This window comes from Streptomyces sp. HNM0575, assembly GCF_012726265.1.
Lineage (GTDB): Bacteria > Actinomycetota > Actinomycetes > Streptomycetales > Streptomycetaceae > Streptomyces.
On record NZ_JAASAG010000011.1, the window covers coordinates 136,354 to 162,273 of the forward strand.

At 73.2% G+C, this 25,920-nt stretch carries 20 protein-coding genes; 14 read left to right on the forward strand and 6 right to left on the reverse strand.

Features of this window, described 5'->3' with window-relative positions:
* Positions 1–35 precede the first annotated feature (35 nt).
* The 4 genes from rsmA to rsmI form a co-directional block, all read right to left on the reverse strand.
* Positions 36–1,076, reverse strand: a complete 1,041-nt coding sequence (gene rsmA, locus HCC61_RS24545) for a 16S rRNA (adenine(1518)-N(6)/adenine(1519)-N(6))-dimethyltransferase RsmA (RefSeq protein WP_346777370.1) — start codon at positions 1,074–1,076, stop codon at positions 36–38.
* On the reverse strand, positions 1,073–2,416 hold the full coding sequence (locus tag HCC61_RS24550) for a resuscitation-promoting factor (RefSeq protein WP_169139191.1): 1,344 nt from the start codon (positions 2,414–2,416) through the stop codon (positions 1,073–1,075). Before HCC61_RS24550 ends, rsmA begins: the two co-directional genes overlap by 4 nt.
* Positions 2,417–3,011: 595 nt before the next feature.
* The gene (locus HCC61_RS24555; protein WP_169138918.1) at positions 3,012–3,836 is read right to left on the reverse strand and encodes a TatD family hydrolase; all 825 of its coding nucleotides are present in this window, start codon (positions 3,834–3,836) and stop codon (positions 3,012–3,014) included.
* Positions 3,837–4,720: 884 nt separating this feature from the next.
* A complete protein-coding gene (gene rsmI, locus HCC61_RS24560) occupies positions 4,721–5,575 on the reverse strand; it encodes a 16S rRNA (cytidine(1402)-2'-O)-methyltransferase (RefSeq protein ID WP_169138920.1) in 855 nt (284 codons plus the stop codon).
* A gap of 220 nt (positions 5,576–5,795) precedes the next feature.
* Between rsmI and HCC61_RS30930 the strand changes: the two genes are divergently transcribed.
* The 11 genes from HCC61_RS30930 to HCC61_RS24625 all read left to right on the forward strand — a co-directional run bounded on the left by HCC61_RS30930 (position 5,796) and on the right by HCC61_RS24625 (position 21,802).
* A complete protein-coding gene (locus HCC61_RS30930; RefSeq protein WP_240969260.1) occupies positions 5,796–7,694 on the forward strand; it encodes a phospholipid carrier-dependent glycosyltransferase in 1,899 nt (632 codons plus the stop codon).
* 504 nt (positions 7,695–8,198) lie between these two features.
* Positions 8,199–9,848: a penicillin-binding transpeptidase domain-containing protein gene (locus HCC61_RS24575; protein WP_206322964.1), complete on the forward strand. Its 1,650-nt coding sequence runs from the start codon at positions 8,199–8,201 to the stop codon at positions 9,846–9,848.
* Positions 9,849–10,026: 178 nt separating this feature from the next.
* Positions 10,027–10,521 (forward strand): YbaK/EbsC family protein, encoded by a 495-nt coding sequence (locus tag HCC61_RS24580; RefSeq protein ID WP_169138922.1) that lies wholly within the window; start codon positions 10,027–10,029, stop codon positions 10,519–10,521.
* Positions 10,518–11,456 carry a DMT family transporter gene (locus HCC61_RS24585; protein WP_169138924.1) on the forward strand — a complete coding sequence of 313 codons (939 nt, stop codon included), beginning with the start codon at positions 10,518–10,520 and terminating at the stop codon, positions 11,454–11,456. The genes HCC61_RS24580 and HCC61_RS24585 overlap by 4 nt, the downstream gene beginning before the upstream one ends.
* Positions 11,457–11,640: 184 nt before the next feature.
* Entirely contained in the window at positions 11,641–13,545 is a 1,905-nt protein-coding gene (locus HCC61_RS24590; protein ID WP_169138926.1) for an ABC-F family ATP-binding cassette domain-containing protein, read from the forward strand.
* A gap of 280 nt (positions 13,546–13,825) precedes the next feature.
* Positions 13,826–15,634, forward strand: a complete 1,809-nt coding sequence (locus HCC61_RS24595) for a PQQ-binding-like beta-propeller repeat protein (protein WP_169138928.1) — start codon at positions 13,826–13,828, stop codon at positions 15,632–15,634.
* Positions 15,635–15,883: 249 nt separating this feature from the next.
* Positions 15,884–16,570 carry a LuxR C-terminal-related transcriptional regulator gene (locus HCC61_RS24600; protein WP_169138930.1) on the forward strand — a complete coding sequence of 229 codons (687 nt, stop codon included), beginning with the start codon at positions 15,884–15,886 and terminating at the stop codon, positions 16,568–16,570.
* Between the two features lie 330 nt (positions 16,571–16,900).
* Positions 16,901–18,169: a galactose-1-phosphate uridylyltransferase gene (gene galT / locus HCC61_RS24605; RefSeq protein WP_169138932.1), complete on the forward strand. Its 1,269-nt coding sequence runs from the start codon at positions 16,901–16,903 to the stop codon at positions 18,167–18,169.
* Entirely contained in the window at positions 18,123–19,163 is a 1,041-nt protein-coding gene (gene galE / locus HCC61_RS24610; RefSeq protein WP_169138934.1) for a UDP-glucose 4-epimerase GalE, read from the forward strand. Before galT ends, galE begins: the two co-directional genes overlap by 47 nt.
* Positions 19,160–20,320 carry a galactokinase gene (gene galK / locus HCC61_RS24615; protein WP_346777371.1) on the forward strand — a complete coding sequence of 387 codons (1,161 nt, stop codon included), beginning with the start codon at positions 19,160–19,162 and terminating at the stop codon, positions 20,318–20,320. The genes galE and galK overlap by 4 nt, the downstream gene beginning before the upstream one ends.
* Before the next feature lie 501 nt (positions 20,321–20,821).
* Positions 20,822–21,802 (forward strand): response regulator transcription factor, encoded by a 981-nt coding sequence (locus HCC61_RS24625; RefSeq protein ID WP_206322965.1) that lies wholly within the window; start codon positions 20,822–20,824, stop codon positions 21,800–21,802.
* Positions 21,803–21,869: 67 nt separating this feature from the next.
* Here the strand turns inward: HCC61_RS24625 and HCC61_RS24630 are convergent, their stop codons facing one another.
* Together HCC61_RS24630 and tamR are read right to left on the reverse strand one after the other, a co-directional pair.
* Positions 21,870–22,637: an SDR family NAD(P)-dependent oxidoreductase gene (locus tag HCC61_RS24630; RefSeq protein ID WP_169138936.1), complete on the reverse strand. Its 768-nt coding sequence runs from the start codon at positions 22,635–22,637 to the stop codon at positions 21,870–21,872.
* 206 nt (positions 22,638–22,843) lie between these two features.
* Entirely contained in the window at positions 22,844–23,341 is a 498-nt protein-coding gene (gene tamR, locus HCC61_RS24635; protein WP_169138938.1) for a MarR family transcriptional regulator TamR, read from the reverse strand.
* Positions 23,342–23,412: 71 nt separating this feature from the next.
* Here tamR and HCC61_RS24640 point away from each other — a divergent pair, with 71 nt between their 5' ends.
* The 3 genes from HCC61_RS24640 (at position 23,413) to pip (ending at position 25,844) form a co-directional block, all read left to right on the forward strand.
* Positions 23,413–24,324 (forward strand): methyltransferase domain-containing protein, encoded by a 912-nt coding sequence (locus HCC61_RS24640; protein WP_169138939.1) that lies wholly within the window; start codon positions 23,413–23,415, stop codon positions 24,322–24,324.
* A 56-nt stretch (positions 24,325–24,380) separates the two neighbouring features.
* The gene (locus tag HCC61_RS24645; protein ID WP_169139199.1) at positions 24,381–24,749 is read left to right on the forward strand and encodes a VOC family protein; all 369 of its coding nucleotides are present in this window, start codon (positions 24,381–24,383) and stop codon (positions 24,747–24,749) included.
* Positions 24,750–24,872: 123 nt separating this feature from the next.
* On the forward strand, positions 24,873–25,844 hold the full coding sequence (gene pip, locus HCC61_RS24650) for a prolyl aminopeptidase (RefSeq protein WP_169138940.1): 972 nt from the start codon (positions 24,873–24,875) through the stop codon (positions 25,842–25,844).
* Positions 25,845–25,920 lie beyond the last annotated feature (76 nt).

Sequence of the window (25,920 nt, forward strand, 5' to 3'; positions counted from 1 at the left end):
GTCGTCGACGTCCTCGTCCCTCACGCGCCCGTCCCTCACGCGGCGTTCTCCTTGTGCTTCGTGCCCTGCTCCGCGATCGCCGCGAACTCCTCGACCGTCAGCTCCTCCCCGCGCGCACGCGGCGACACCCCGGCGCCCGTCAGCGCCTCCTCGGCCGCCGCCGCCGAGCCCGCCCAGCGGGCGAGCGCCGACCGCAGCGTCTTGCGGCGCTGCGCGAACGCCGCGTCCACGACGGCGAACACCTCCTCGCGGGTGGCACCGGTACGCGGCGGATCACGCCGTACGAGCGAGACGAGACCCGAGTCGACGTTCGGCGCCGGCCAGAAGACGTTCCGTCCGATCGCGCCCGCCCGCTTCACCTCGCAGTACCAGGACGCCTTGACCGACGGCACACCGTAGACCCGCGAACCGGGCGCGGCGGCAAGCCTGTCCGCCACCTCCGACTGCACCATGACCAGGCCGCGCCGCAGCGTCGGGAACGACGCCAGCATGTGCAGCAGCACCGGAACGGCCACGTTGTAGGGGAGGTTCGCGACCAGCGCGGTCGGCGGCGGACCCGGCAGCCGCGTCACCTGCATCGCGTCCGCGTGCACGAGCGCGAAGTCCCCCGCGCGGTGCGGCAGTCGGGCCTCGACGGTGGCGGTCAGCCCGCCGGCCAGCGCGTCGTCCACCTCGACGGCGACGACGCGGTCCGCGGTCTGGAGGAGCGCGAGAGTCAGCGAGCCGAGCCCGGGCCCGATCTCCAGCACGACGTCGTCGCCCCGCACACCGGCGGTCCGCACGATCCTGCGCACCGTGTTCGCGTCGATGACGAAGTTCTGCCCGCGCTGCTTGGTCGGCCGCACGCCCAGCGCCCCGGCCAGCTCGCGGACGTCGGCGGCGCCCAGCAGCGCGTCCGTGCCGTGCTCCTGCCCGGCATCGTGCCCGGCATCACGCTCGGCATCGTGCCCGGAGTCGCGCTCGCGGCCGGCGCCGGACCGCGGAGCGCCCGCGGCGTAGTCGCGCCCCTGAGGGCGCATGCCGTCGCGCTCATGGCGACGGCCGGGCTCTCGTCGGGGCTCGTACGCTGCGGTCACCGCGACAGTTTACGGCCGCAGTACGGCCAGGGACTCGCCCCCTTGGAGACGTAGAGCTTCTTCGCGCGGTACGTCTGCTCCGGCGCCGCCGCGTCCTGCGGACGGCCGCTGCCGCCCAGCTGGTGCCAGGTCGCGGCGTCCAGCTGGTAGAGCCCGCCGTGATACCCCGAGGCGTCGACCGCGGCGGGCCGTGCACCGGACTCGCAGCGCGCCAGAGCGGCCCAGTCGAGATGGTCGGCACCCGGCACGGACTGCGGCAGCGGAAGCGTGCCCACGCGGACGATCTCCTTCCTCGGCCGCCGCAGCACCTCCACGTCGATACGGCGCGGCTTCTCCCGCACGCCGTTGACCGTGCGCAGCCGGTAGGTCACCCGCCGAAGACCCGCCCTGCCCGCACGCTCCAGGACCTCGGTGCCCTGCGGCAGCCCGGGATCCGCGCGCCGTACCGTCTTGAAGGGCATGCGCTCCTCCCGCACCCGCTCGCTGCCCGTGATCCGCATCACCGTCACGGTCTGCCCGTCGTGCGGGAAGCTGTCGATCGGCGCGGAGGTGGTGTCCAGGCCGTCCAGTTCGATGCCGGCCTCCGTGAGCGCTTCGATGACCGAGCCGGCGTTCGTGCGTACGGTCCGCTCGTGCCCGTCGGCGAGGAACGTGACGGTGCGCTGCGTACGGACCTCCAGCTTGAGCCCCGTCCTGGGAATGTCCGCGCTCGGCGCGAGCGACAGCGCCGCGCCCCGGGTCCGCACCCCCATGCGCCGCAGCGCGTCCTGCACGGTGCGAGCCGTGGTCCACACGCGGTGGCGTGTGCCGTCGAGGGTGAGATCGAGGGGCCGGCCGTGGTGGAAGCCGATCTCGTCGCCGTCGGCGAGCGGCCGGCCCGGGGCCGGGCCGACCCTGTCGTGCGCGCCGGGCTCCAGGCCCTCCTCGGCCAGCAGTTCGCCGACGTCGTCGGCGAAGGTGTGCAGCGTGCGGGACCGGCCGTCGACGGTCAGCCGGACCTCCTTGTCGCAGGCGACGAAGGCGGAGGTACCGCCCGCCAGGAACGCCACGACGAGCGCCTGCGGCACCAACCTCCGCAGCGCTTCCGGGCGTTGGGCGGCCTTGCGGGCACGGGTGCGGGCACGTTCCGCACGGCGGGCGGCGGCCCGGCCTCCCTCGGGTCGGGGTTGCGGCGGTTCGGGAGGTGCGGGGGTAGGCGGCGCGGGGGCAGGGCGCGGCGGCGCGTACGGGCTGCGCGCGTGGCGCGGCTGCGGTACGCGCGGGGGAACCGGCGGGGGAGCGGGTGCGGGAGCCACGGGCACGCGTGGCTTCCCGGGTACGGGTACGGGCACGGGGTGCATCAACGGCGGCCGGTGGGGCGGTTGATGCACCGGCTGCGGTTGTGGCTGCGGTTGTGGCTGTGGCTGCGGGCGGCTCTTCGGGACCCGCGGCCCGAGCAGGGCTTGCGGGCTGGGCGAGGCCTGCGCGCTCGTCGGGGCCCGCGGGCCAGGCGAAGTCTGCGTACCGCCCGGCGGAGTCTGCGGGGCGGGTACCCGCGGCGGCCCGTAGGCCCGGTGCCGGCCGCGGCCCGCGCCCGCTCCGTACGCGGGCTGCGCGTAGGGCGCTGACGGCGCGTACGGCACGTACGGACTCGAACTCGGAAGCCCCGGACGGACGGTGAGGCCCCCGCGGCCGTCGTATCCCCGCCCCGGCAGGCGCGGCGCCTGCGGCGGCTGCGTTGGCTGCGACGGTTCGGCCCGCCCCCCGTGCGGGCCGCGTCCGGCACGGCGCACCGCGCGATGACTTCCCTGCGTCTGGCTCAACACGCGCTCCAAGGTCCGGCGGGATGTCGCGGACTGTAACCGGAGCAGCCGTCACTCTCCAAAGCCGGTCGACCACGAAGAGTTGTCATCTGAGGCCGTCACGCGGCCCGTACGGGAGCCGTGCGGGGGTTGCTCAATAACCGAAGGCGCGCGCGGTGTTGGCGGCCACGTGCTCTGCCAGGGAATCTTCGGACATCCCCTTCGTCGCGGCCATCGCCCGCAGCGTGACCGGAACGAGGTACGGCGCGTTCGTCCGTCCGCGGTACGGAGCGGGCGTCAGGAACGGTGCATCGGTCTCCACGAGGACGAGTTCGGGAGGGGCGACGGCGAGCGCGTCGCGCAGCGGCTGTGCGTTCTTGAAGGTGACGTTCCCCGCGAAGGACATGAACCAGCCCTTGGACGCGCAGAGTCGGGCCATCTCCGCGTCGCCCGAGAAGCAGTGGAAGACGGTGCGCTCCGGTGCGCCCTCCTCGTCCAGGATGCGCAGCACGTCGGCGTGCGCGTCGCGGTCGTGGATGACGAGCGCGCGCTCCGTCCGCTTGGCGATCGCGATGTGCGCGCGGAACGAGTGCTGCTGCGAGCCGATCCCGTCCTCTCCCGTACGGAAGTAGTCGAGCCCGGTCTCCCCGACGGCGAGCACCTGCGGCAGCCCGGCGAGCCGCTCGATCTCCGCGAGGGACGAGTCCAGTTCGCCGCGCTCGGCCGCGCGCGGCGCCTCATTGGGGTGCAGGGCCACGGCGGCGTGCACCTCCGGGTGCCGGGCGGCCGTCTCCGCCGCCCACCGTGAACGCTCCAGATCGCAGCCCACCTGCACGAGCGTGCCGACCCCGACCGCTGCCGCCGCCGACAGCGCCTCCTCGACGGACGGCTCCTGCATGTCGAGATGCGTGTGCGAATCGGCGACGGCCACGCGAAGCGGTTCGGGCAGCGGCGGCGCGGGCTGCGTGGGACTCGGCATGCGGCCGATCCTAGGGGCGCCCGTCGGGACCCCGCGGAGCGGACCCCTCTGGCCGGGGGGGGCCGAGCCACGACCTCAAGCCCGGGCTCCGCCGCCTATGCGCGCGTTCGCGCGGGGTCCCGACGCCCAAGTCGGCCTGTGGGCGGGAGGGTTGCCGCGAGCGGCGGGGTGAGGCGCGTGGGTTGCGGGGAGCGCGTCGCGCGGGGTGCCCCGGGCCTGGCGGCGTCGCAACGAGCCCCGGGCAGGGGCGTGTCGGGTGGGTCGAGGTGTCCGGCGGGAGCTGTGTCCGGAGCGGGTCCGCGGAGGCGCCTGCTCGGGCGCCTGCGGGAGCGCCTGGACTCGGCGCGCTCGTCCGGGAGTTGTCCGATTCGCGGGTGTCGGGACCGGGGCCGCGAGGCGGGCGGTGGCTCAAGTCGGCCTGTGGGCAGGGGGTTTGTCCCCGGGCGGTGGGTCGGGGCGCGTGGGTTGCGGGTAGCGGCCGCGGACCGTGCCGGGCCTGGTGGCTGCGGCCCAACGAGCCCCGGGCAGGGGCGTGTCGGGTGGGTCGAGGTGTCCGCGGGAGCTGTGTCCGGAACGGGTCCGCGGAGGCGCCTGTTCGCGCGCCTGCGGGCGCGTGCCTGGACTTGGCCCGCTCGTCCGGGAGTTGTCCGGTTCGGGGCTGGCCGGACTCGGGGCCGCGAGGCGCGCGTCGGCCGCGGGGAGTGCGTCGCGCGGGGTGCCCGGGGGCCGCCGCGGGGACCGTCCCGCACCTGGCGGCGGCCCAACGAGCCCGCGGCGAGCGGCGGCTCAAGTCCGCCTGGGGGCGCGGGGATTGTTCGCCGCGGCAGGCGGAGTGCGCGGCCGCATGAGAGGCAGGCCTGCCGTTCCGTGGGGCCCTGTGGGGGCTACCCGCCGCCCCCCGCCGTCTTCGCCGCGACCACCGCGTCGAAGACCTCGCGCTTCGGTACGTCCGCCTGCCGCGCGACCGCGGCGATCGCCTCCTTGCGGCGTTCTCCGGCCTCCTCGCGCACCGCGACCCTGCGCGCCAGTTCCGTCGCATCGAGGTTCTCGCCGCCTCCCGCGGGCGCGCCCGCGACGACGACGGTGATCTCGCCGCGTACCCCTTCGGCCGCCCAGTCGGCCAGCTCCGCCAGCGGACCGCGTCTGACCTCCTCGTACGTCTTGGTCAGCTCCCGGCACACCGCCGCCGGCCGTTCGGCGCCGAACGCCTCCGCCATCTCCCGCAGGGTGTCCGGCAGTCGGCGCGGCGACTCGAAGTAGACCAGCGTGCGCCGCTCGTCGGCCGCCTCGCGCAGCCGCGTACGGCGTTCCCCGGGCTTGCGCGGTAGGAAGCCCTCGAAGCAGAACCTGTCGACGGGCAGCCCCGACAGCGCCAGCGCCGTCAGCACCGCGGACGGCCCGGGCACGGCCGTGACCCTGGCGCCCCGTTCCACGGCCGCCGCCACGAGCCGGTAGCCGGGGTCGGAGACAGAGGGCATGCCCGCGTCCGTCACGAGCAGCACCCGCGATCCCGCGTCCAGCGCGTCGGCCAACTCGGCCGTGCGCGCCGCCTCGTTGCCCTCGAAGTACGACACGACCCGGCCCGCCGTGCGCACGCCCAGCGACTGCGTGAGCCGCCGCAGCCGCCGGGTGTCCTCGGCGGCGACGATGTCGGCGCCCTCCAGTTCGCGTGCGAGGCGTGGCGGCGCGTCCGCGACGTCGCCGATGGGTGTTCCGGCCAGTACGAGCGTCCCTGTCACGGGCCCATCCTCGCAGGGGGTGTGACGCTCACGACTTCTCCGGCCCCGGCTCCCGAACGCTCGGCGCCCCGCTCCCGGCCCCGGCTGCCGAGAGCCCGGCCCTCCCGCACCGCCCGTCCGAACCGCGCCGCCCCACACCCGCTCCCCCGGCCCGCCGATCTCCACGCGGGTTTGCGCGGACTTCGCGTGGTCGCACTCGCGCACCGGCCGGTTCCCTACCATGGGCCCGGTGACGACCAGCGACACCAAGGCGGAGAGCCCGAGCCGTCCCGCGCAGCCCCACGAGACCCTGCCCTCATGGCAGGCCCGACTGCGCCGCTTCGGCTACGTGGGACGCCCCCGCGTCGGCACGCGTGAGCGCCTGGTGCCGCCCTTTCCGGGCCCCGACCTGCGCTTCGGCGCCGCCTTCGGCCTCTCGCCGCTGGCCGCCCTCCGGCTGGCCCGCTGGTCCGCGTGGGCGGGGCCGCTGCTGGTCGCGCTCGTCGCGGGCGTGCTCCGCTTCTGGCAGCTGGGGTCGCCGCACGCCGTGATATTCGACGAGACGTACTACGCGAAGGACGCCTGGTCCCTCTTCCAGTACGGCTACGAGGGCAGCTGGCCCGACAAGGCCAACGACCAGATCCTCGCTCCCCACCCGAAGATCCCGCTCTCCCCGGACGGCGCCTACGTCGTACACCCGCCCGCCGGGAAGTGGATCATCGGGCTCGGGGAGTCGATGTTCGGGCTCCATCCCTTCGGCTGGCGTTTCATGACGGCCCTGCTCGGCACGCTGTCGGTGCTGATGCTGTGCCGCATCGGCAGGCGGCTGTTCCGCTCGACGGCGCTGGGCTGCCTCGCCGGTGCGCTGCTGGCGGTCGACGGGCTGCACTTCGTGATGAGCCGCACGGCGCTGCTCGACGTGGTGCTGATGTTCTGGGTGCTGGCAGCCTTCGGGTGCCTGCTGCTGGACCGGGACCGTACGAGGGCGAAGCTCGCGGACGGGCTGCCGCCCGACGGTTCGCCCCCGGGCGGCCCGCCCCCCGACGCCGCCGGCGTCCGCCCGCCCACGCTGGGCCTCACCGGCGCGAACACCGGCACAAGCAACGGCACAAGCACCAGCAACGGCACAAGCAACGGCACCGGCAACGCCCGTTCCGCCACGCCCCGCCCCCCCGTGACGCCCGACCCCGTACGGCCCGACCCCGCGACCGGCGCCCGCTTCCGCTTCGGCCTGCGCCCCTGGCGGCTGGCCGCCGGCCTCTGCCTCGGCATCGGCTGCGCCACCAAGTGGAACGGCCTCTACATCCTCGCCGCCTTCGGCCTGCTGACCGTCCTGTGGGACATGGGCGCCCGCCGTACCGCCGGAGCGCCCCGTCCCTTCGCGGCGATGCTCCGCCGCGACGCCCTCCCGGCGTTCGCCTCCACGGTCGTCGTCGCGGTCGGCACGTATCTCGTCTCGTGGACGGGCTGGTTCGCCACCTCCGGCGGCTACTTCCGCGACTGGGCGGAGAAGGACGGCGCCGGCGGCCCGTGGGGCTGGCTGCCCGGACCGCTGCGCAGCCTGTGGCACTACGAGGCGGAGGTCTACGACTTCCACGTCGGCCTGACCTCCGGCCACACCTACGAGTCGAACCCGTGGAGCTGGCTGATCCTGGGCCGCCCCGTCTCGTACTTCTACGAGTCGCCGAAGGCGGGACACGACGGCTGCACCGCGCACGGGGAGGGCTGCGCACGCGAAGTGCTCGCGCTGGGCACGCCGTTGCTGTGGTGGGCGGCCTGCTTCGCGGTGCTGTACGCGCTCTACCGCTGGCTGCTGCGCCGCGACTGGCGCGCGGGCGCCGTGCTGTGCGGTGTGGCGGCGGGCTACCTGCCGTGGTTCATGTACCAGGAGCGCACGATCTTCCTCTTCTACGCGGTCGTCTTCGTGCCGTTCCTCTGTCTCGCCCTCGCGATGATGATCGGCGCCCTCGCCGGACCGCCGGGCGTGGGGGAGCGCAGACGCACCGCGGGCATCGTCGCGTCGGGCGTGCTGGTGCTGCTCATCGTGTGGAACTTCGTCTATTTCTGGCCGATCTACACGGGGCAGCCGATTCCCATGGACGCGTGGCGGGGGCGGATGTGGTTCGAGACATGGATTTGAAGGCAGAGCCTCCGGGGGTTCTGAGACCCCGGTGACCCGAGACCCCCTGTGACCTGAGCGACTCCAGGGGCCCGGGAGGTTCGGGAGTCCCGGGAGGCCCGAGGGCTCCGAGAAAGCCGAGGGACCCGGGAGGCCCGAGGGGCCGCCGGGCCGTATCCCGGCCGCCCCTCGGCGACCGCGCCCGGTGAATCCTCGACGAAACCGCAGTGACTCCGAAGTGAAGCCGTGATACGTGCGACGCGGGTCCGCGGAGGAGCCGAAAACCCGCCAACCACGGCCGGAAACAGGGGATTTGGGCCGTACGCAACTGGACACGGAAGTGCTTCCCGTAAGGTTCCGCTACGCGTTACGCCCCCTGAACCGGTGATTATTCGAATCGGCATCCCGTCCATATGCTGCCTAACGGGGATACCGGAAGCACGTGATGTTGCACGCGTGCTCTAGGGTGCCTCGGACAGGTCCCCGGCCGCGTGGTCGGGGCGGGGTGGAGGGGCAGATTCTCAGATGCGTGACACTCAGAAGATGGCGCTGATCGGAGGCGCCGCGGCAGTCGTCGTCGGTGCGACCGGCTTCGGCGTGTACGCACTCGTCGGAGGTGACGGCAAGGAAGGCGGCAACGACAGCGTCGCCTCGTCCGATGACGGAAAGGGCCAGAAGAAGGCCGAGCAGGGACCGCCGAGCGCTTCGGAGGTCCGTACGACCGCGAAGCGGTTTCTGGCCGCGTGGTCGAGCGGCGACGCCGCGAAGGCCGCCGCGCTCACCGACGACAAGGCCGAGGCCGCACAGGCGTTGAAGGGCTTCCACGACGACGCCCACATCGCCAAGGTGAAGCTTTCGCAGGATTCCGCTTCCGGTGCCGAGGTCCCGTTCGGCGTGACGGCGCAGATCGCTTACGGGCAGCAGAGTTCCGCATGGTCCTACCCCTCCTCGCTGGAGGTCGTGCGGGACAAGAAGACGGGAGACCCGGTCGTCGACTGGAAGCCGTCGGTGGTGTATCCGAAGCTGAAGGAAGGTCAGTCCGTCAAGACGGGCAAGGCGGGCACGCCGCCGATCAAGGCCGTCGACCGCAACGGCGCGGTGCTGACGAAGCAGGAGCACCCGATGCTCGGGAGCATCCTCGACGACCTGCGCAAGCGGTACGGCGACAAGACCGACGGCACCCCCGGCATCGAGACCCGCATCGTCGACGCCAAGGGCGAGGACACCGGCACCACGCTGCGCACCCTGTCCAAGGGCACGCCCGGCGAGCTGAAGACCACCCTCGACAAGGACGTGCAGGTGGCCGCCGAGCAGTCGGTGAAGGGCAAGCCGAAGGCGTCCGCCGTGGCCGTGCAGCCGAGCACCGGCGAGGTGCGCGCGGTCGCCAACTCGCCCGCGGACAGCTACAACAACGCCATCCGCGGCTCCTTCGCACCGGGCTCCACGATGAAGGTCATCAGTGCCGCGATGCTGATGGACAAGGGGCTGGCGGCGCCGGACAAGCCGCACCCGTGCCCCAAGTACGTGGAGTACGGCGGCTGGAAGTTCCACAACGACGACAAGTTCGAGATCAAGAACGGGACTTTTGCGGAGAGCTTCGCCCGCTCCTGCAACACGGCCTTCATCAGCCAGGCCAAGGAGCTCCAGGACGGCGACCTGAGCAAGGAGGCCCGCGAGGTCTTCGGCATCGGCCAGGACTGGCAGGTGGGCACCGGCACGTTCGACGGCAGCGTGCCCGTCCAGTCGGACGCGCAGATGGCCGCGTCGCTGATCGGTCAGGGCAGCGTGCGGATGAACCCGCTCAACATGGCGTCGGTCGCGGCGACCGTGCAGAACGGCACCTTCAAGCAGCCGGTGATCGTCTCGCCCGACCTGGACGACCGTAAGATCGCGAAGGCCGGGCGCAGCATGAAGCCGCAGGTCAACAGCGACCTGAAGGGCCTGATGAAGCTGACGGCCAACAGCGGCACGGCCGCGAAGCCGATGGCCGGGCTCGACGGTGACGTCGGCGCCAAGACCGGGTCCGCGGAGGTCGACGGGCAGAAGAAGCCGAACGCCTGGTTCACGGCGTACAACGGCGACATGGCGGCGGCGGCGGTCGTCCCCGCGTCCGGGCACGGCAACGAGAACGCCGGTCCGGTCGTACGGAAGATGCTCGACGCGGCGGCGGGCTGAGGCCCGGCGCAGCGCGGCGCGCGTCGCCCGGGCCACGAACGCAGTGAGCGGTGCCCCGCCGGGACCTCCCGGCGGGGCACCGCTCTGCGTGTGACCGGGCCCCGTGCGCGGACTCCCGGATCCCGCCTGGTGGAAACCGCTTCGCGTGCCGGACACCGCGCCGGGTAGCGTCCGCTCCATGAGCAAGGCGCCTACCGCACACCCCCGTTTCGCCGAAGCCCTCTCGGCTCTCGGCCTCGACCCCGTCGTCCGCGGCTTCCCCGACGCCACCCGCACCGCGGCGCAGGCCGCCGAGGCGGTCGGCTGCGAGCTGAGCCAGATCGTCAAGTCGCTGGTCTTCGACGCCGACGGCGAGCCCGTACTCGTGCTGATGGACGGCGCCTCGCGCGTCGATGTCCCGCTCGTACGGGCCGAGTTGGGCGCCGAGACCGTGCGCAGGGCGGACGCGGCTCTGGTGCGCGAGGCGACCGGATACGCCATCGGCGGTGTGCCGCCCTTCGGGCACCTCCGGGAGATGCGTGTACTCGCCGACCGGGGCCTGCTCGCGCACCAGGAGGTGTGGGCCGCCGCCGGCACGCCGCACACCGTCTTCGCACTCGCCCCCGGGGAGCTGATCGCGCACGCGCGCGGCTCGCTCGCGGACGTGCGCGAACAGACCGCCGGCGTTCCGTGACGCCCCTCGTCGTCGCGGCCGTGCTGGTCGCCGCGGTCACCCACGCCTCCTGGAACGCCCTGGCGCACCACATCAAGGACCAGCTGCTCGCCTTCACGCTCGTCGGCGCGGGGGGCGCGCTGTGCGGGGTGGCGCTCGCGTGCTTCGTGCCGCTGCCCGCACGCGGTGCGTGGCCGGCGCTGGCGGTCTCCGCGGTGCTGCACGTGGTCTACCAGGTGCTGCTGATGCGGTCGTTCGGGCTCGGCGACTTCGGCCAGATGTATCCCATAGCGCGCGGCACCGCGCCCTTGGTGGTGACGGTGCTCGCGGCGCTTTTCCTCCAAGAGCTGCCGGACGTATGGCAGTTGACGGGAGTGGCGGTCGCCTCGGCGGGGCTGCTCGGCGTCGCCCTGTGGGGGATACGGCGCAACAGGGCCGGCTCGGCGGACGGCACAGGCGACGGCATCGGGGAGGGCAGCGGCGAGTGCGCCGGCGAGGCCGCCGTCCGCCCCGTGCCCACGGCGTCCTCCCGCCGGCCCGCGCTGATCGCCGCCGTCGCCACGGGCCTCGCCATCGCCTCCTACACCGTCGTCGACGGCGCGGGCGTACGTGCCTCGGGCTCCGCGGGCGGCTATCTGGCCTGGCTGATGATGCTCCAGAGCTTCGCCATCCCGGCGTACGCGATGGCCACCCGCCGGGGCGTGCTCCTGGCCCAGCTGCGGCCCCTCGCGGTACGCGGCGTGATCGCCGGCGCGCTGTCCCTCGTGGCCTACGGGCTCGTCCTGTGGGCGCAGACCCGCGCGCCCCTGGCCCCCGTCGCGGCGCTGCGCGAGTCCTCGATCATCGCGGGCGCCGCCATAGGCGCCGTGTTCTTCAAGGAGCGCTTCGGCGCCCCGCGCGTGGCCGCCTCCGCGCTGATGGTCGGCGGCATCGCCCTGATGCTGCACGGCGGTTGAGCACGGGAGCGCACGGGAGTGCGCGGAGCGCGCACGCTCGCGGCGGCCCCGGCGGTCACCGGCCGGTGGCCTCATGGGTGCCGCGGCGACGTGCGTACCCTGGAGGGCTGATCCTCCCTGGCCTCTCCCGCGCTTCGCCGGGGGAGTCCGCCGGGGCCCCAGGACAGTGCGCGACAGGAGTGAGATGGCCGTCAACCTCGTCAATCTGGAAGCCGTGGGCAAGGTCTACGGCACCCGGGCGCTGCTCGACGGCGTCTCGCTCGGCGTGAGCGAGGGCGACCGCATCGGCGTCGTCGGGAGGAACGGGGACGGCAAGACCACGCTGATCAGGCTGCTGTCGAAGCTGGAACCCGCCGACGACGGGCGCGTCACCCACTCCGGCGGCCTGCGTCTGGGCGTGCTGACGCAGCACGACTCGCTCGACCCGGCGGCGACCGTACGGCACGAGGTGGTCGGCGACATGGCCGACCACGAGTGGGCCGGCGACGCCCGCATCCGCGACGTGCTGACGGGCCTCTTCGGCGGCCTCGGGCTGCCCGGCTTCCCGCAGGGACTCGACACCGTCATCGGGCCGCTCTCCGGCGGCGAGCGGCGCCGCATCGCGCTCGCGCAACTCCTCATCGCCGAACAGGACTTGATCGTCCTCGACGAGCCCACCAACCACCTGGACGTCGAGGGCATCGCCTGGCTCGCGGCGCACCTGCGCGCACGCCGCTCGGCGCTGGTCTGCGTGACCCACGACCGCTGGTTCCTCGACCAGGTGTGCACGCGGATGTGGGACGTGCAGCGCGGTGCGGTGCACGAGTACGAAGGCGGCTACTCCGACTACGTGTTCGCACGCGCCGAGCGTGAGCGCATCGCCGCGCAGGAGGAGGCCAAGCGCAAGAACCTGATGCGCAAGGAGCTGGCGTGGCTGCGCCGCGGCGCTCCCGCCCGTACGAGCAAGCCACGCTTCCGCATCGAGGCCGCCAACGCGCTGATCGACGGCGAGCCGCCGCCCCGCGACGAGGCGGAGCTGATGCGCTTCGCCGACTCCCGCCTCGGCAAGACCGTCTTCGACCTGGAGGACGTCACGGTGCAGGCCGGGCCCAAGGTGCTGCTGAAGCACCAGACCTGGCAGCTCGGGCCGGGCGACCGCATCGGTCTCGTCGGCGTCAACGGCTCCGGCAAGACGTCGCTGCTGAAGTCGCTCGCGGACGCCGCGCGCACCGGCGGCGAGCACCAGTCGGAGCTGGTCACCGGCGGCCGTGTCAAGGTCGGCAAGACGGTGAAGCTGGCGTATCTCTCGCAGGAGGTCGCCGAGTTGGATCCGAAGCTGCGGGTGCTGGAGGCCGTGGAGCAGATCCGCTCCCGCGTGGACCTCGGCAAGGGGCGGGAGATGACGGCCTCGCAGCTGTGCGAGCGCTTCGGCTTCGTGAAGGAGAAGCAGTGGACGCCGGTGGGCGATCTCTCCGGCGGGGAGCGGCGCAGGCTCCAGATCCTGCGGCTGCTGATGGGCGAGCCCAATGTGCTGTTCCTGGACGAGCCGACCAACGACCTCGACATCGAGACCCTGACGCAGCTGGAGGACCTGCTCGACGGCTGGGCGGGCTCGCTCGTCGTCATCTCCCACGACCGGTTCTTCGTCGAGCGTACGACGGACCGGGTGTACGCGCTGCTGGGCGACGGCGCGCTGCGGATGCTGCCGCGCGGCATCGACGAGTACCTGGAACGGCGCGCGCGGCAGCGGGAGTCGGCGCAGCCGAACGCGAACGCCCGCGCGGGCGGGGGCGGTTCGCCGCGCTCGTCCTCGGCGGGCTCGCCGTCCTCCGCCGCCGCGCCGGCCTCCGCCGCGGCATCGTCCGCGGCTCCGCAGGGGCAGCAGGCCCGTAAGCCCGCGGCGGTCGCGCGCGCCGGGCAGAAGGAGATGCAGCGCATCGAACGTCAGCTGGACCGCATCGGGGAGAAGCAGTCGCAGCTGCACGAGGCCCTGGCGGAACACGCCACCGACTTCGAGCGCGTCGCGGGGCTCGACGCCGAGCTGCGCGAACTGGACTCCCAGCGCGAGGACTTGGAGACGCGCTGGCTCGAACTGGCGGAGGACGGCTGAGCCCCTGCCGCTCTGCGCGGCATGCGCGCCCGGCGGCGCGCGCCCCGGCCGCGCACGTGCGCGGAAGCGGAGCCCGCTAACGGGCCGGCAACGGCTCCGTTTCGGCCGCGTCTCTTACGTCATGACCCGGCTGGAACCGGACCGTCGGTTCGGTGTGTCCGGTGATAGAAAGACATCCGCGTACAAGCCAGCCGAAGGCGGGCCTGATGTCCGATTCGCTCCGTCCTGCGGGGGATTGAGGGGCGGACGTCCGGTCTCAACGTCAACGAGGGAATCGCTCATGTCGCAGCCGCCTCCGCCGCCAAGCCAGCCCCCGGCAGGGAGTTCGCCCGAACCGGACAAGTCCGCAGGGGGCGCCGGCGCTCCCGGTCAGCAGGAGCCCGCCCAGCCGCCGCAGCCACCCCAGCCGCCGCAGGCTCCGCCGGGCGGCGGGTTCGGCGCGCCGCCGCAGCCTCCGGCCGGCGGCGGCTACGGCTATCCCCAACAGCCCCCGCCCGGCGGCGGGTTCGGCGCACCGCCGCAGCCTCCCGCGGGCGGCGGCTACGGCTATCCCCAACAGCCGCCCCAGGGCGGCGGATACGGCTACGGATACCCGCAGCAGCCGGGCCAGCCCGGCCAGCCGTTCGGGCAGGGCCAGCCGTTCGGGCAGGGCCCGGGCATGTACCCGACGGCGCCCCCCGGAGGCCCGTACGGACCCGGCGCCCCCGGCGGCGGCAGCGGCAACGGCAAGGTGATCGCGATCGTCGCCGCGGCGGTCGCCGCCGTGCTGGCCGTCGTCACCATCGGCTTCTTCCTCGTGCACGAGAACGGCAAGACCGAGGCCGAGGGCGACAAGAAGACCGGCACCACCGACGGCGGAGGCGGCAAGCCGGCCAGCACCGAGGGCAAGGAGCTGTTCAAGATCGCCTCGCCGAAGCTCACGGACGAGGAGACGGCGAGCGTCACCGGCGCCTGGGCCACCGACCGGATCTTCGCCAAGAGCACGCTCGACGGCATCGTCGGCATCGACGCCGCCCGCGGGAAGCAGGCCTGGAAGATCCCCCTCGACGGCCAGGTGTGCGCCGCGTCCCGGCACTCGACGGACGACGGGAAGACCGCGGTGGTCGTCGCCGAGACCCGTTCCTCCCGCGCGGAGTGCAACCAGATGGTCGTCATCGACCTGAACGAGGGCAAGAAGCTCTGGCAGGAGAAGATGCCCAACAGCGAGCGCGCCACCACGCTGGGCATGAACATGAGCATCAGCAAGAACGTCGTCGCGGCCAAGTGGATCGGCGGCTCCGTCGCGTACAAGCTGACCGGCGGCGGCCCGCTGTGGAAGTCCGAGGGCAGCGGCGGCACGGGCGGCTGCGAGGACGAGGGCTTCGCGGGCGGCGAGGAGCTGATGGCGGTCGTGCAGTGCGGCAGCTACAGCGAACCGAAGCTGAAGGTGCAGAAGCTGGACCCGAAGACGGGCGAGGCGAGTTGGGAGTTCGACGTGCCCAAGGGCGTGCAGAGCGCCCGCATCATCTCCACCGACCCGGTGGTGATCGGCGTCAGTGCGGGCACCAGCTCCACCACCGACGTGATGACGGTCGGCGACGACGAGAAGCTCAAGGCCAAGATCTCCCTGGGCGACCGCAAGTACGACCCGGGGTGCGGCACCGATGTCGAGTCGTGCGCGAGCGCCGTCGTGGACGACGACTACGTCTATCTGCCCTCGGCGCGGCACCAGGGCGACTCCTCGTCCACGAACGAGATCATCGCCTTCGACATCGACACCGGGCGCCCCAAGTGGAAGTCCGACGCGGGCGAGCAGCGCACCATCGTCCCCGTGCGGATGGACGGCGACAAGCTCATCGCGTACAAGAAGCCGACGTACGACGCGGGCGGTCAGATCGTCGCCGTCGACCCGGCCGCGCAGGGCAAGCAGGAGCTCTACATGCGCAACCCGGACGACAGCGCCCAGGTCGAGAACAACTTCGCCGGCGTCACCCTGCGCGAGCCTCCCCTGTATGTGAACGGGAGGCTCTTCCTCCACCAGACGCTGCTGTCGAAGCGGAGCACCGGCAGTTACGGCAAGTACCTGGGCATCGGCTTCGGGGCCAAGTGAACGGATGACGGGGGCGGCCGCCGCGTACCGACGGGACCGGCCCCGCCGGTACGCCGGGGCGGTCCCGCCTGATCACCGTTCGTCCGCCGTTCCTCCCACTTCTCCCCCCGAAGTGGCCCGGAACGGCGGGCGAACGTGTAGCTTCCGTGGGCACAGGAGGGGCCGCTTCCCCGCGGGCCCCCGGGCCGCCCGGGCCCCAGGGGCAAGGAGGGGGCGCCCACAGGGAGCGGCGGGTGGGGGTTGTTGCGCATGAGCGTCCGGCTCATGGTGGTGGACGATCACAGACTGCTCGCCGAGGCGCTCGCCTCGGCGTTGAAGCTGCGCGGCCACCGGGTGCTGGCCGCCGCGGCGCCCAGCGCGGGCGCGGCGGATCTGGTGCTGAGCAGGGCGCCCGAGGTGTGTCTGCTGGGTACGGCGGTTCCCGCGGAGTCGGGGGTCTTCGACCCGGTCACCAGGATCAAACGGGAGAAGCCGCAGATAGCGGTCGTGGTGCTGGGGCCGGTGCCCAGTCCGCGCGGTGTCGCCTCGGCCTTCGCCGCCGGGGCCTCCGGCTACGTACGGCACGACGAGCGCATAGAGGGCGTCGAGCGCGCCATGATGAAAGCGCGTGCTGGGGACGCGGCGGTGTCGCCGCAACTGCTACAGGAGTCCTTCGCCGACCTGCTCAACCCGGCGCCCGAGCCCGACGACGAGGGCGCACGGCTCCTCCAGCTCCTCACGCCCCGCGAGGTGGAGGTCCTCACGCGGGTCGCGGAGGGCGAGGACACCCGGCTGATCGCGACGGGGATGCGCATCGCGCCGAGTACCGCGCGTACGCACGTGCAGCGGGTGCTGATGAAGCTGGGCGTGGGGTCCCGGCTGGAGGCGGCGGCGCTGGCGGCCCGCACGGGACTGCTGGACAGGGCGTACGAGCCGGGCTCCGCCCTGGAGGAGTGACGCGGCGAGGGCGGAGCGGACCGGACCGGGAAGGGCCGGGCCGGATCCGGGCGGTCGCCGGGGCGCCGGATGTCCGGGGCGCCGGGCGCGGGACGCCGGGCGCTGCCCGAGCCTGAACTGCCCCTGTGCGGGCGGGAGTTCGCGGGGAGATGGCAAGCGGTGTCCTGTCCGGTGTCGTACCGCTGAGTCCTGAATGCCGCGTATATACGGTGAGTCCTGAATCTCATCGGATGCCCGACTGCCTTGCCGCGACGGCCTGTTGGGCTCTGATTCATCGTGTGCGATTATGTTGACTATGGGCCGGGCCGCATGGGCGAGGAGCGAACACCGTTGAAGAAGACCTCGAACCGGCTGGCCGACGGCCGCGAGATCATCTACTACGACCTGAGCGACGACAAGGTGCGCGACCGCATCGACCGCCGTCCGCTCGGGCACACCACGACGGCCTCCGAGATCCGCTACGACCCGTTGCTCGCGGAGTGGACCGCCGTCACCGCACACCGGCAGCAGCGCACCTACCATCCGCCCGCCGACGCCTGCCCGCTCTGCCCGACCGGCGACCAGGGGCACCTCAGCGAGATCCCCGAACCCGACTACGACGTCGTGGTGTTCGAGAACCGCTTCCCCTCCTTCGCCGGGGGCCCCGGCCCGGGCGTCGGTCCCGGACCGGTGCCGGGCGCCGGCCACGGGACCGCGGCCGCCTGTCCGCCCGGCCTGCTGACCCACCGCCCCGGCGCCGGCCGCTGCGAGGTCGTGTGCTTCACGCCCGACCACCACGCCTCGTTCGCGTCCCTCACGGACGGACAGGCCCGGCTGGTGCTGGACGTCTGGACCGACCGCACCGCGGAACTCTCCCAGCTCCCCGGCGTCGAGCAGGTCTTCTGCTTCGAGAACCGCGGCGCGGAGATCGGCGTGACCCTCCAGCATCCGCACGGCCAGATCTACGCCTATCCGTTCATCACGCCCCGCACCGCGCGCATGCTCGACTCCGTCGCCCGGCACGCCGCCCGCACCGGCGGGCGGAACCTCTTCGACGACGTGCTCGCGGCGGAACTTTCGGACGCGCGGCGCGTGGTGTGCGAGAGCGAGCACTGGGTCGCGTTCGTGCCGCACGCGGCGCACTGGCCGTACGAGGTGCATCTGTATCCCAGGAGCCGGGTGCCGGACCTGACGGCGCTGAGCGAGGAGGCGAGGGCCGACTTCCCAGCGGTGTATCTGGAGGTGCTGCGCCGCTTCGACCGCGTCTTCGGCCCGGATGAGCCGCCCACCCCGTACATATCAGCGTGGCACCAGGCGCCGTTCTCGCTGCCCGCGCGCGGGCGGCCGGAGGGCGGTCCGGAAGCGGGACCGGGAGCGGGTCATGGAGCGGGTCATGGCGCCGGTGGCGCGGTGTCCGCCGCCCGCGAGGACTTCGCCCTGCACCTTGAGCTTTTCACCGTCCGACGGACTTCCGGCAAACTGAAGTTCCTCGCGGGTTCCGAATCCGGGATGAGCGTGTTCATCAACGATGTGCCGCCGGAGAAGGCGGCCGAGCGACTGCGAGAGGTAGCGAGTGACAGCGAGCCCACGGGGGGCGACCCCCGCAGCACACCCCGGTAAGTACCTGGTCACAGGCGGTGCGGGATACGTCGGAAGCGTCGTCGCCGCGCACCTGCTGGAGGCCGGGCACTCCGTCACCGTGCTCGACGACCTCTCCACGGGCTTCCGGGACGCGGTCCCCGCGGGCGCCGTGTTCACCGAGGGGCGTGTGCAGGACGCCGCACGCGTACTGGACGCCTCGTACGACGGCGTGCTGCACTTCGCGGCCCACTCGCAGGTCGGCGAGTCCGTCCAGGACCCCGGCAAGTACTGGCGCAACAACGTCGGCGGCAGCATCGAGCTGCTGAGCGCCATGCGCGAGGCGGGCGTGCGCCGGCTCGTCTTCTCCTCCACGGCGGCGACATACGGGGAGCCCGCGGACACACCCATCCACGAGGACGCGGCCGAGGCCCCCACCAACCCCTACGGCGCCTCCAAGCTGGCCGTCGACCACATGATCAGCGGGGAGTGCCGGGCGCACGGGCTGGCCGCCGTCTCCCTGCGCTACTTCAACGTCGCGGGCGCGTACGGGAGTTACGGCGAGCGGCACGACCCCGAGTCGCATCTGATCCCCATCGTGCTCCAGGTCGCGCAGGGCCGTCGCGAATCGGTCTCCGTCTTCGGCGACGACTACCCCACGCCCGACGGCACCTGCGTGCGCGACTACATCCACGTCGCGGACCTCGCCGAGGCCCATCTGCTGGCCATGACCGCCATGACCGAGGACGAGGGTCGGGTGCCCTCCGGCACGCACCTGGTGTGCAACCTGGGCAACGGCAACGGCTTCTCCGTACGCGAAGTCGTCGAGACCGTCCGCAAGGTCACCGGCCATCCGGTGCCCGAGGCCGCCGCTCCCCGCCGGGACGGCGACCCCGCGCAGCTCGTGGCGTCCGCGGAACGGGCCGTACGGCAGCTCGGCTGGCGCCCCTCCCGTACGGACCTGGCCGGAATCGTGCAGGACGCCTGGGACTTCGCCCGCGCCCGCGCTCGGCAGGAGCAGGCGGGCCGCCCGTGACGGACGGCTTCCGCGCGGTGTACGGCACGGCACCCGACGGAGTGTGGGAGGCGCCGGGCCGGGTCAATCTGATCGGCGAGCACACCGACTACAACGACGGTCTGGTCATGCCGCTCGCCCTCCCGCAGACCTGCCGCGTGGAGGCCGCCCGCCGCGACGACGGAGTGCTGCGGCTGCACTCGTCCGACGCGCACGGGGGAGTCATCGAGCTGCACGTGGACGTCCTCAGCCCGGCGACGCCGGGCACGGGCGGCGACCGCGGCGGCTGGGCCGCCTACCCGGCGGGCGTGGTGTGGGCGCTGCGCGCCGCCGGTCTCCAAGTGGGCGGCGCCGACCTGCACTTCGAGAGCAGCGTGCCCACCGGCGCGGGGCTCTCCTCATCCGCCGCGCTGGAGGTCGCCACGGCCGTCGCCCTGAACGGGCTCTACGGGCTGGGCCTGGAGCGGCACCGGATCGCCGGGCTGTGCACGCGCGCGGAGAACGACTTCGCGGGCGTCCCGTGCGGCGTCATGGACCAGATGGCGTCGGCGTGCTGCACCGCCGGTCACGCCCTGTATCTCGACACCCGCGACCTCGCCCGCAGACAGGTGCCCCTCGACCTGGCGGCGCAGGGCCTGCGGCTGCTCGTCGTCGACACCCGCGTCAAGCACGCGCTGGGCGACGGCGCATACGCGGAGCGCCGCTCGGGCTGCGAGCGTGCCGCCGCGCGGCTGGGAGTGCCCAGCCTGCGCGAAGTCCCGTACGGGGAGCTGCCGTCGGCGCTCCGGCGCCTCGAAGACGAGGCGCTGCGCCCCCTGGTGCGGCACGTCGTCACGGAGAACGAACGCGTCGAGCGCACCATCCGCCTGCTCGACGCCGGTGAGACGCACTCCGTGGGCCCCGTGCTGACCGAGGGGCACGCCTCGCTCCGCGACGACTTCCGCGTCTCCTGCTCCGAACTCGACCTCGTCGTCGAGGCGTCGAACGCGAGCGGCGCCCTGGGGGCCCGGATGACGGGCGGCGGCTTCGGCGGCTCGGCGATCGTCCTCGTACGGGCGGAGACCGCGGAATCCGTGGCGAAGGCGGTCACGGAGGCCTTCGCGTCCGCCGGGCACCGGGAGCCGCGGGTCTTCGAGACGGTGCCGGGACCGGGCGCGCGCCGGGTCACAGAGGCCTGACGACGCCGTGCGGGGGATACGGCTCGGCGATGCCCGTGCGGACGGCCGGACGGCCGGACGGGCGGGCCTCGACGGGAACTTCGGAATCCGCAGGTGTTCCGCGCAGCTCGCGGATCACGGATGAGCTGCGGGAGCCGGTCTTCCGTAGCCGCCTGCGAGCCCGGTGCCGTCTTCACTCGTCGGCGCGCTTCCCGATTCGGACCGCGTCCCCGAGTTCACGCGACGCACAAGCAGTTTCGTCAATCGGTTTCCGTTGTCATCTCCCGGCCTTACCCTGAGTCGTACGCATCGCACCGGTGGGGGCCGGTGCCAGTCAGGGGGCGGGCGGCCGGGCAGGCCACGCCGGGCAGGGACGCCCGGGCGGGCCGGCAAGGGCGCGGCGTTGTCCTCCCCACGACCTTCGGTGTGGGGAGGGGGGCCCGGCCGACGAGGGGATTCCCCCAGCACGCGCATCACTTTCCCTTCGCCGGGGGCGACGTACCCGCACTGCCAGGGGGCGCCATGCAACGTATCCGTGTGCTGGTGGTCGACGACCACCGCATCTTCGCCGAGTCCCTGGCCGCTGCGCTCGCGGCCGAGCAGGACGTCGAGGTGGCCGCGGCGGGCAGCGCCCAGGCCGCGCTGCGCTGCCTCGAACGGGGCGCCGCGGACGGGCGCAGGTTCGACGTGCTGCTGGTCGACGCGGATCTGTCGCCACCGCCGGGGGGTACGGGCACGGGCGGTGGCGGTGCCGGCGCGGGCGGCGTCGCCGGTGCGGCACAGGGCCCCGCGAACGGCAGCAACTGGACGCTGTCGTCAGTCGTTTCACGGGACGGAGCCCCCAACAGGCCCGTGCCGGCGGCCGGTTCGGGCCCGGCCGCGGCCCAGGGCAACTCCGGCGGCCTGGCCCGCGCCCCGGGCGGCCAGGGCCCTTCGGGCGGTCAGGCCGCGTCCGGCGGCGCCAAGCCCGCATCGTCCGCCAAGTCCCCGTCGTCCGACGGCGATCCCGGCGGCATCCCGCTCGTAGGGCGCGTACGCAGCGAACACCCCGCGGTGCGCACGGTCGTTCTCGCCGAGCGCGACGATCCGCGCCAGGCCGCCTCCGCCCTCCAGGCCGGAGCCGGCGGCTGGGTCGCCAAGGACTGTTCCCTCTCCCGGCTGCTCCAGGTCATCCGCGGGGTGCTGAAGGACGAGACGCATCTGCCGCCCGCGCTGCTCACGGGCGTGCTGAGAGAGCTGACCGCGTCGCGCAAGCACCGCACCGAGAGCGAACGCCTCGTGGAGTCGCTGACGCCGCGGGAGCGGGAGGTGCTGCGCTGCATGGTCGCGGGGCTGGGCCGCAAGGCCGTCGCCGAGCGGCTGTATCTCTCCCCGCACACCGTCCGTACGCACATGCAGAACGTGCTGGGCAAGCTCGGTGTCCACTCCACGCTCGCGGCGGTTGCTCTGGCGCGCCGCGCGGGCGTCGGCCCGGTCGATCTGGAGCCCAGCGCCGCCCGTTGAGCGCCCCGCCCGGGTTCCCCCGGGCCCGTCCCGCGTCACAGCGGTCCCTCGTCACAGCGGTCCCTCGTCACAGCGAGGTCTTGTACACGCTCCAGCCGCCGTCCACGACGAGGCTGGTGCCCGTCACGTACGAAGCGTCGTCCGAGAGCAGGAACGCGATGACCGACGCCACCTCGTCGGGACGGCCGTAGCGGCCCGCGACGGTCTGCCCGGCCGTGAGCCGCGCGTCCTCCTCGTTCGTGCCGTCCCACGCGCCGGTGACGATCGGCCCCGGCAGCACGCTGTTGACGCGGATCCGTGGCCCGTAGTCGACGGCGAGCTGCCGTCCCAGGCCCGTCAGCCCGGCCTTCGCCGCCGCGTACGCCGGGCGCTCCCGCAGGCCGACCAGTGCCTGCACCGAAGACGTCAGAACGACCGAGCCGCCGCGGGCACGCAGATCGTCCAGGCAGGCCCGCAGACCGAGGAACGCCCCGGTCAGATTGACGCCCAGCTGCCACTGCCAGTCGGACAGGGACAGCTCGCCGGCCGCGCCCGGCAGCATCAGCCCGGCGTTGCTCACGAGACCGTCGAGCGGCCCGAAGCCGTCGTGTGCGGTGCGTACGGCCCTGGACCAGGCCGGTTCGTCGGTGACGTCGCCCAGCACGAAGGCGGCACGGCCCCCGGCGGCCGTGATCTCGCGGGCCGTACGGTGGCCGTCGCTCTCGTCGTTGTCGAGGACGATCACCGCTGCGCCCTCGTCGGCGAGCCTGTGAGCCGTGGCGGCTCCGATGCCCGCGCCGCCGCCTGTGATCAGGACGGTACGTCCCGCGAATCGATCCGAATGACGTCCGCCCATGCACGGATGCTACGGGCTGCGAGCCGTGCGCCGCAGCGGGGCACCCCGGCGGCGGAAGCCCGTCGCGAAAGCAGCCGCCCCCGCGCGGGCAATGGCCGCAGCGAGCAACGACCGCCGCCCGGCGGTGAGTTGGTGCACGCGATGTACTGCGGGCCTCCGAGCGCTGCCGATGCGTTCGCGGCCTGCTCCGGCGCCGTACCGGCCCGTCAGCCCGGCACGTTGTCGAACGGCGCCGTCAACTGCCGTAGCAGCGAGGCGAGTTCGGCCCGCTGCGCGGTGGAAAGCTCCCCGAGGATCGCGCGCTCCTGTGCGAGTAGCCCCGCCAGGGCGCTGTCAGCGCGGTCGCGGCCCTCGACCGTGAGCCGCACCAGCACGCCCCGGCGGTCGCTGGGGTCGGGCAGCCGCTCGACGAGGCCCTTCTTGGCGAGCCGGTCGATACGGTTCGTCATCGTCCCCGAGGTGACCAGGGTCTGGGTGAGCAGCTGTCCGGGCGAGAGCTGATACGGCGTGCCCGCGCGGCGCAGCGCGGTGAGCACGTCGAACTCCCATGGCTCCAGGTTGTGTTCGGAGAATGCGATACGGCGCGCGCGGTCGAGGTGCCGCGCGAGTCTGCTGACCCGGCTGAGGACCTCCAGCGGTTCCACGTCCAGATCCGGGCGTTCGCGGCGCCAGGCTGCCACCAGTCGGTCGACCTCGTCCTCCATGTGATCAGTGTAGTAGTTGTGTCGACATGAAGTCTCTTGACATCGAGATAGTCCGGACGGAGGCTGCTGTCATGACGTCACCCGTGTGGGATCCGCATCAGTACGAGCGCCACTCCGCGCACCGCAACCGCCCCTCGGAGGACCTGCTGGCCCACGTGCCCGCGCTGCCCGACGAGGACGCCCCGCGCATCGCCGACCTGGGCTGCGGACCGGGCGGCCCCTCGCTGCTGCTCGCCGAGCGATGGCCCCGTGCGCGTATCACCGGATACGACAACTCACCGGCCATGCTGGAGGAGGCGCGCGCCCACGCGGGGAGGACCCCCGGCGGCGGCAGCCTCGACTTCGTCCACACCGACCTCTCCACCTGGCACCCCACCCCGGACACCCCCTTCGACCTCCTCTTCTCCAACGCGGCACTGCAATGGGTTATCCCTGACGAAGTCAAGGGACGGGTTCTCCCCGACGAAGGCGGGGCCGCTCCCGACGGTGGCAATCCCGGAGGCACGGCCGACGCCGGCACCCACGCCGAACTCTTCCCTCACTGGCTGCGCGCGCTGCCGCCCGGCGGCGTCCTCGCCTTCCAGGTCCCGGGCAACTTCGACGCCCCCAGCCACGCGCTGCTGCTGGAGCTGCGCAACTCCCCGCGCTGGCGCGGTCGTCTGGGCACGGCCTCCCGCGCCGCCGTCGTGCTCGACCCCGCGGAGTACCTCGACGTACTGGATTCGCAGGGCTGCGAGGTCGACGCCTGGGAGACGACGTACGCGCACGTGCTGCACGGCGAGGGCGCCGTACTGGACTGGGTGATGGGCACGGGGCTGCGTCCCGTGCTGACGCTCCTCGCGGACGACCCGGCGGCGCGGGCGGAGTTCCTCGACGAGTACGGGCGGCTGCTGCGCGAGGCCTATCCGCCGCTGGGCGGCGACCCCGCGCGGGGGACGGTCTTCCCCTTCCGCCGGATCTTCGTCGTGGCGGTGAAGCGATGACGGATCCCGCCGCCTCACCCGCCCCCGGCCATCTCCCGCCGGGCCCGGCGCACGGCGTGATCGACTCCCTCGACCATGTCCAGCTCGCCGCACCGCCGAGCTCCGAGGACGCGCTGCGCGCGTACTACTCCGGCGTCCTCGGCATGACGGAGATCCCCAAGCCGCCCGTGCTCGCCGCGCGCGGCGGCTGCTGGTTCGCGGCGGGCTCCGCCGTGCTGCACCTCGGTGCCGAGGAGGACTTCCGGCCCGCGAGAAAGGCCCACCCCGGTCTCCGTGTCCGCGGCATCGACGCGTTCGCGGCCCGGCTCACCGCCGCGGGCGCCGCCGTCACCTGGGATCGCGAACTCCCGGGCCACCGCCGGTTCTACTCCTGCGACCCCGTCGGCAACCGCCTGGAGTTCCTGGAGAGCGAGCCCGGCGAGTAGCGGTTCCGGACCCGTGCGCCGGTGCCGCGCACGGGCCCGAAGACGAGGTTCCGTATACGAGTTGCGGCGGGCGCCCAGGGTGGGCATGGTGCGGCTCTCTCCATCACGCAGAAAGCGACCGCCATGAACACGCTCCACCCGCACATCGAGCCGTACGACCAGGGAACGCTGGACGTCGGCGACGGCAACAGCATCCACTGGGAGGTGTGCGGCAACCCCGACGGCAAGCCCGCACTCGTCGTGCACGGAGGCCCCGGATCGGGCTGCGGCACGCTCTCACGGCGGCGCTTCGATCCCGACCGCTACCGGATCGTCCTCTTCGACCAGCGCGGCTGCGGACGCAGCACCCCGCACGCCGCCGACCCGTCCACGGACCTGACACACAACACCACCGGCCACCTCGTCGCCGACATGGAGCTGCTGCGCGAACACCTGGGCATAGAGCGGTGGTTGCTCTTCGGGGGGTCCTGGGGATCGACGCTGATACTCGCCTACGCCGAGCGGCACCCCCACCGCGTCTCCGAGATCGTGATCCCCGCCGTCACCACCACCCGGCGCTCCGAGATCGACTGGCTCTACCGCGGCGCCCGGCTCTTCTTCCCCGAGGAGTGGCACCGCTTCCGGCACGCCGTGCCCGAGGCGGGCCGCGACGCGACGCTCCCCGACGTACTCGCGGCCTACGCGAGCCGCATGGCGGACCTGGACCCGGACGTACGGGCCGAGGCGGCCGACGAATGGTGCCGCTGGGAGGACACCGTGCTGTCCATGGAGACGCCGGGCGACGCGCCCAAGCCGTACTCGGACCGGCCCGACGCCGCGCGGCACGCCCTCGTCCGCATCGCCGCGCACTACTTCTCCAACGGCGCGTGGCTGGAGGAGGGGGCGCTCATACGGGACGCGGGACGCCTCGAAGGCATCCCCGGGGTCCTCATACACGGACGCTTCGACATGGGCGGCCCGCTCAGCACGGCTTGGGAGCTCGCGCGGGCCTGGCCCGGCGCCCGCCTCGTCGTCGTCGAGGACGCCGGCCATCTGGGCGGCGACACCACGAGCGCCGAAATACGCACGGCGCTCGACGAGTTCGCCGCGCGCTGACGCCACCGGGGCGGTCAGGGCAGTCAGGGCCGAAGCGTGAAGGCCGGTACGTGCCGGGGCCGGACGGCGAGCGGAA

Excerpts from the sequence above, each read along its gene's own strand:
- HCC61_RS24640 (WP_169138939.1), top strand. The coding sequence starts at position 23,413 with ATGACGTCACCCGTGTGGGATCCGCATCAGTACGAGCGCCACTCCGCG.
- HCC61_RS24555 (WP_169138918.1), bottom strand. The coding sequence starts at position 3,836 with ATGCCGAGTCCCACGCAGCCCGCGCCGCCGCTGCCCGAACCGCTTCGC.
- HCC61_RS24630 (WP_169138936.1), bottom strand. The coding sequence starts at position 22,637 with ATGGGCGGACGTCATTCGGATCGATTCGCGGGACGTACCGTCCTGATC.
- pip (WP_169138940.1), top strand. The coding sequence starts at position 24,873 with ATGAACACGCTCCACCCGCACATCGAGCCGTACGACCAGGGAACGCTG.
- HCC61_RS30930 (WP_240969260.1), top strand. The coding sequence starts at position 5,796 with ATGGGCCCGGTGACGACCAGCGACACCAAGGCGGAGAGCCCGAGCCGT.
- tamR (WP_169138938.1), bottom strand. The coding sequence starts at position 23,341 with ATGGAGGACGAGGTCGACCGACTGGTGGCAGCCTGGCGCCGCGAACGC.
- HCC61_RS24575 (WP_206322964.1), top strand. The coding sequence starts at position 8,199 with ATGCGTGACACTCAGAAGATGGCGCTGATCGGAGGCGCCGCGGCAGTC.
- HCC61_RS24580 (WP_169138922.1), top strand. The coding sequence starts at position 10,027 with ATGAGCAAGGCGCCTACCGCACACCCCCGTTTCGCCGAAGCCCTCTCG.
- HCC61_RS24590 (WP_169138926.1), top strand. The coding sequence starts at position 11,641 with ATGGCCGTCAACCTCGTCAATCTGGAAGCCGTGGGCAAGGTCTACGGC.
- HCC61_RS24550 (WP_169139191.1), bottom strand. The coding sequence starts at position 2,416 with ATGCACCCCGTGCCCGTACCCGTACCCGGGAAGCCACGCGTGCCCGTG.
- HCC61_RS24595 (WP_169138928.1), top strand. The coding sequence starts at position 13,826 with ATGTCGCAGCCGCCTCCGCCGCCAAGCCAGCCCCCGGCAGGGAGTTCG.
- HCC61_RS24600 (WP_169138930.1), top strand. The coding sequence starts at position 15,884 with ATGAGCGTCCGGCTCATGGTGGTGGACGATCACAGACTGCTCGCCGAG.
- HCC61_RS24625 (WP_206322965.1), top strand. The coding sequence starts at position 20,822 with ATGCAACGTATCCGTGTGCTGGTGGTCGACGACCACCGCATCTTCGCC.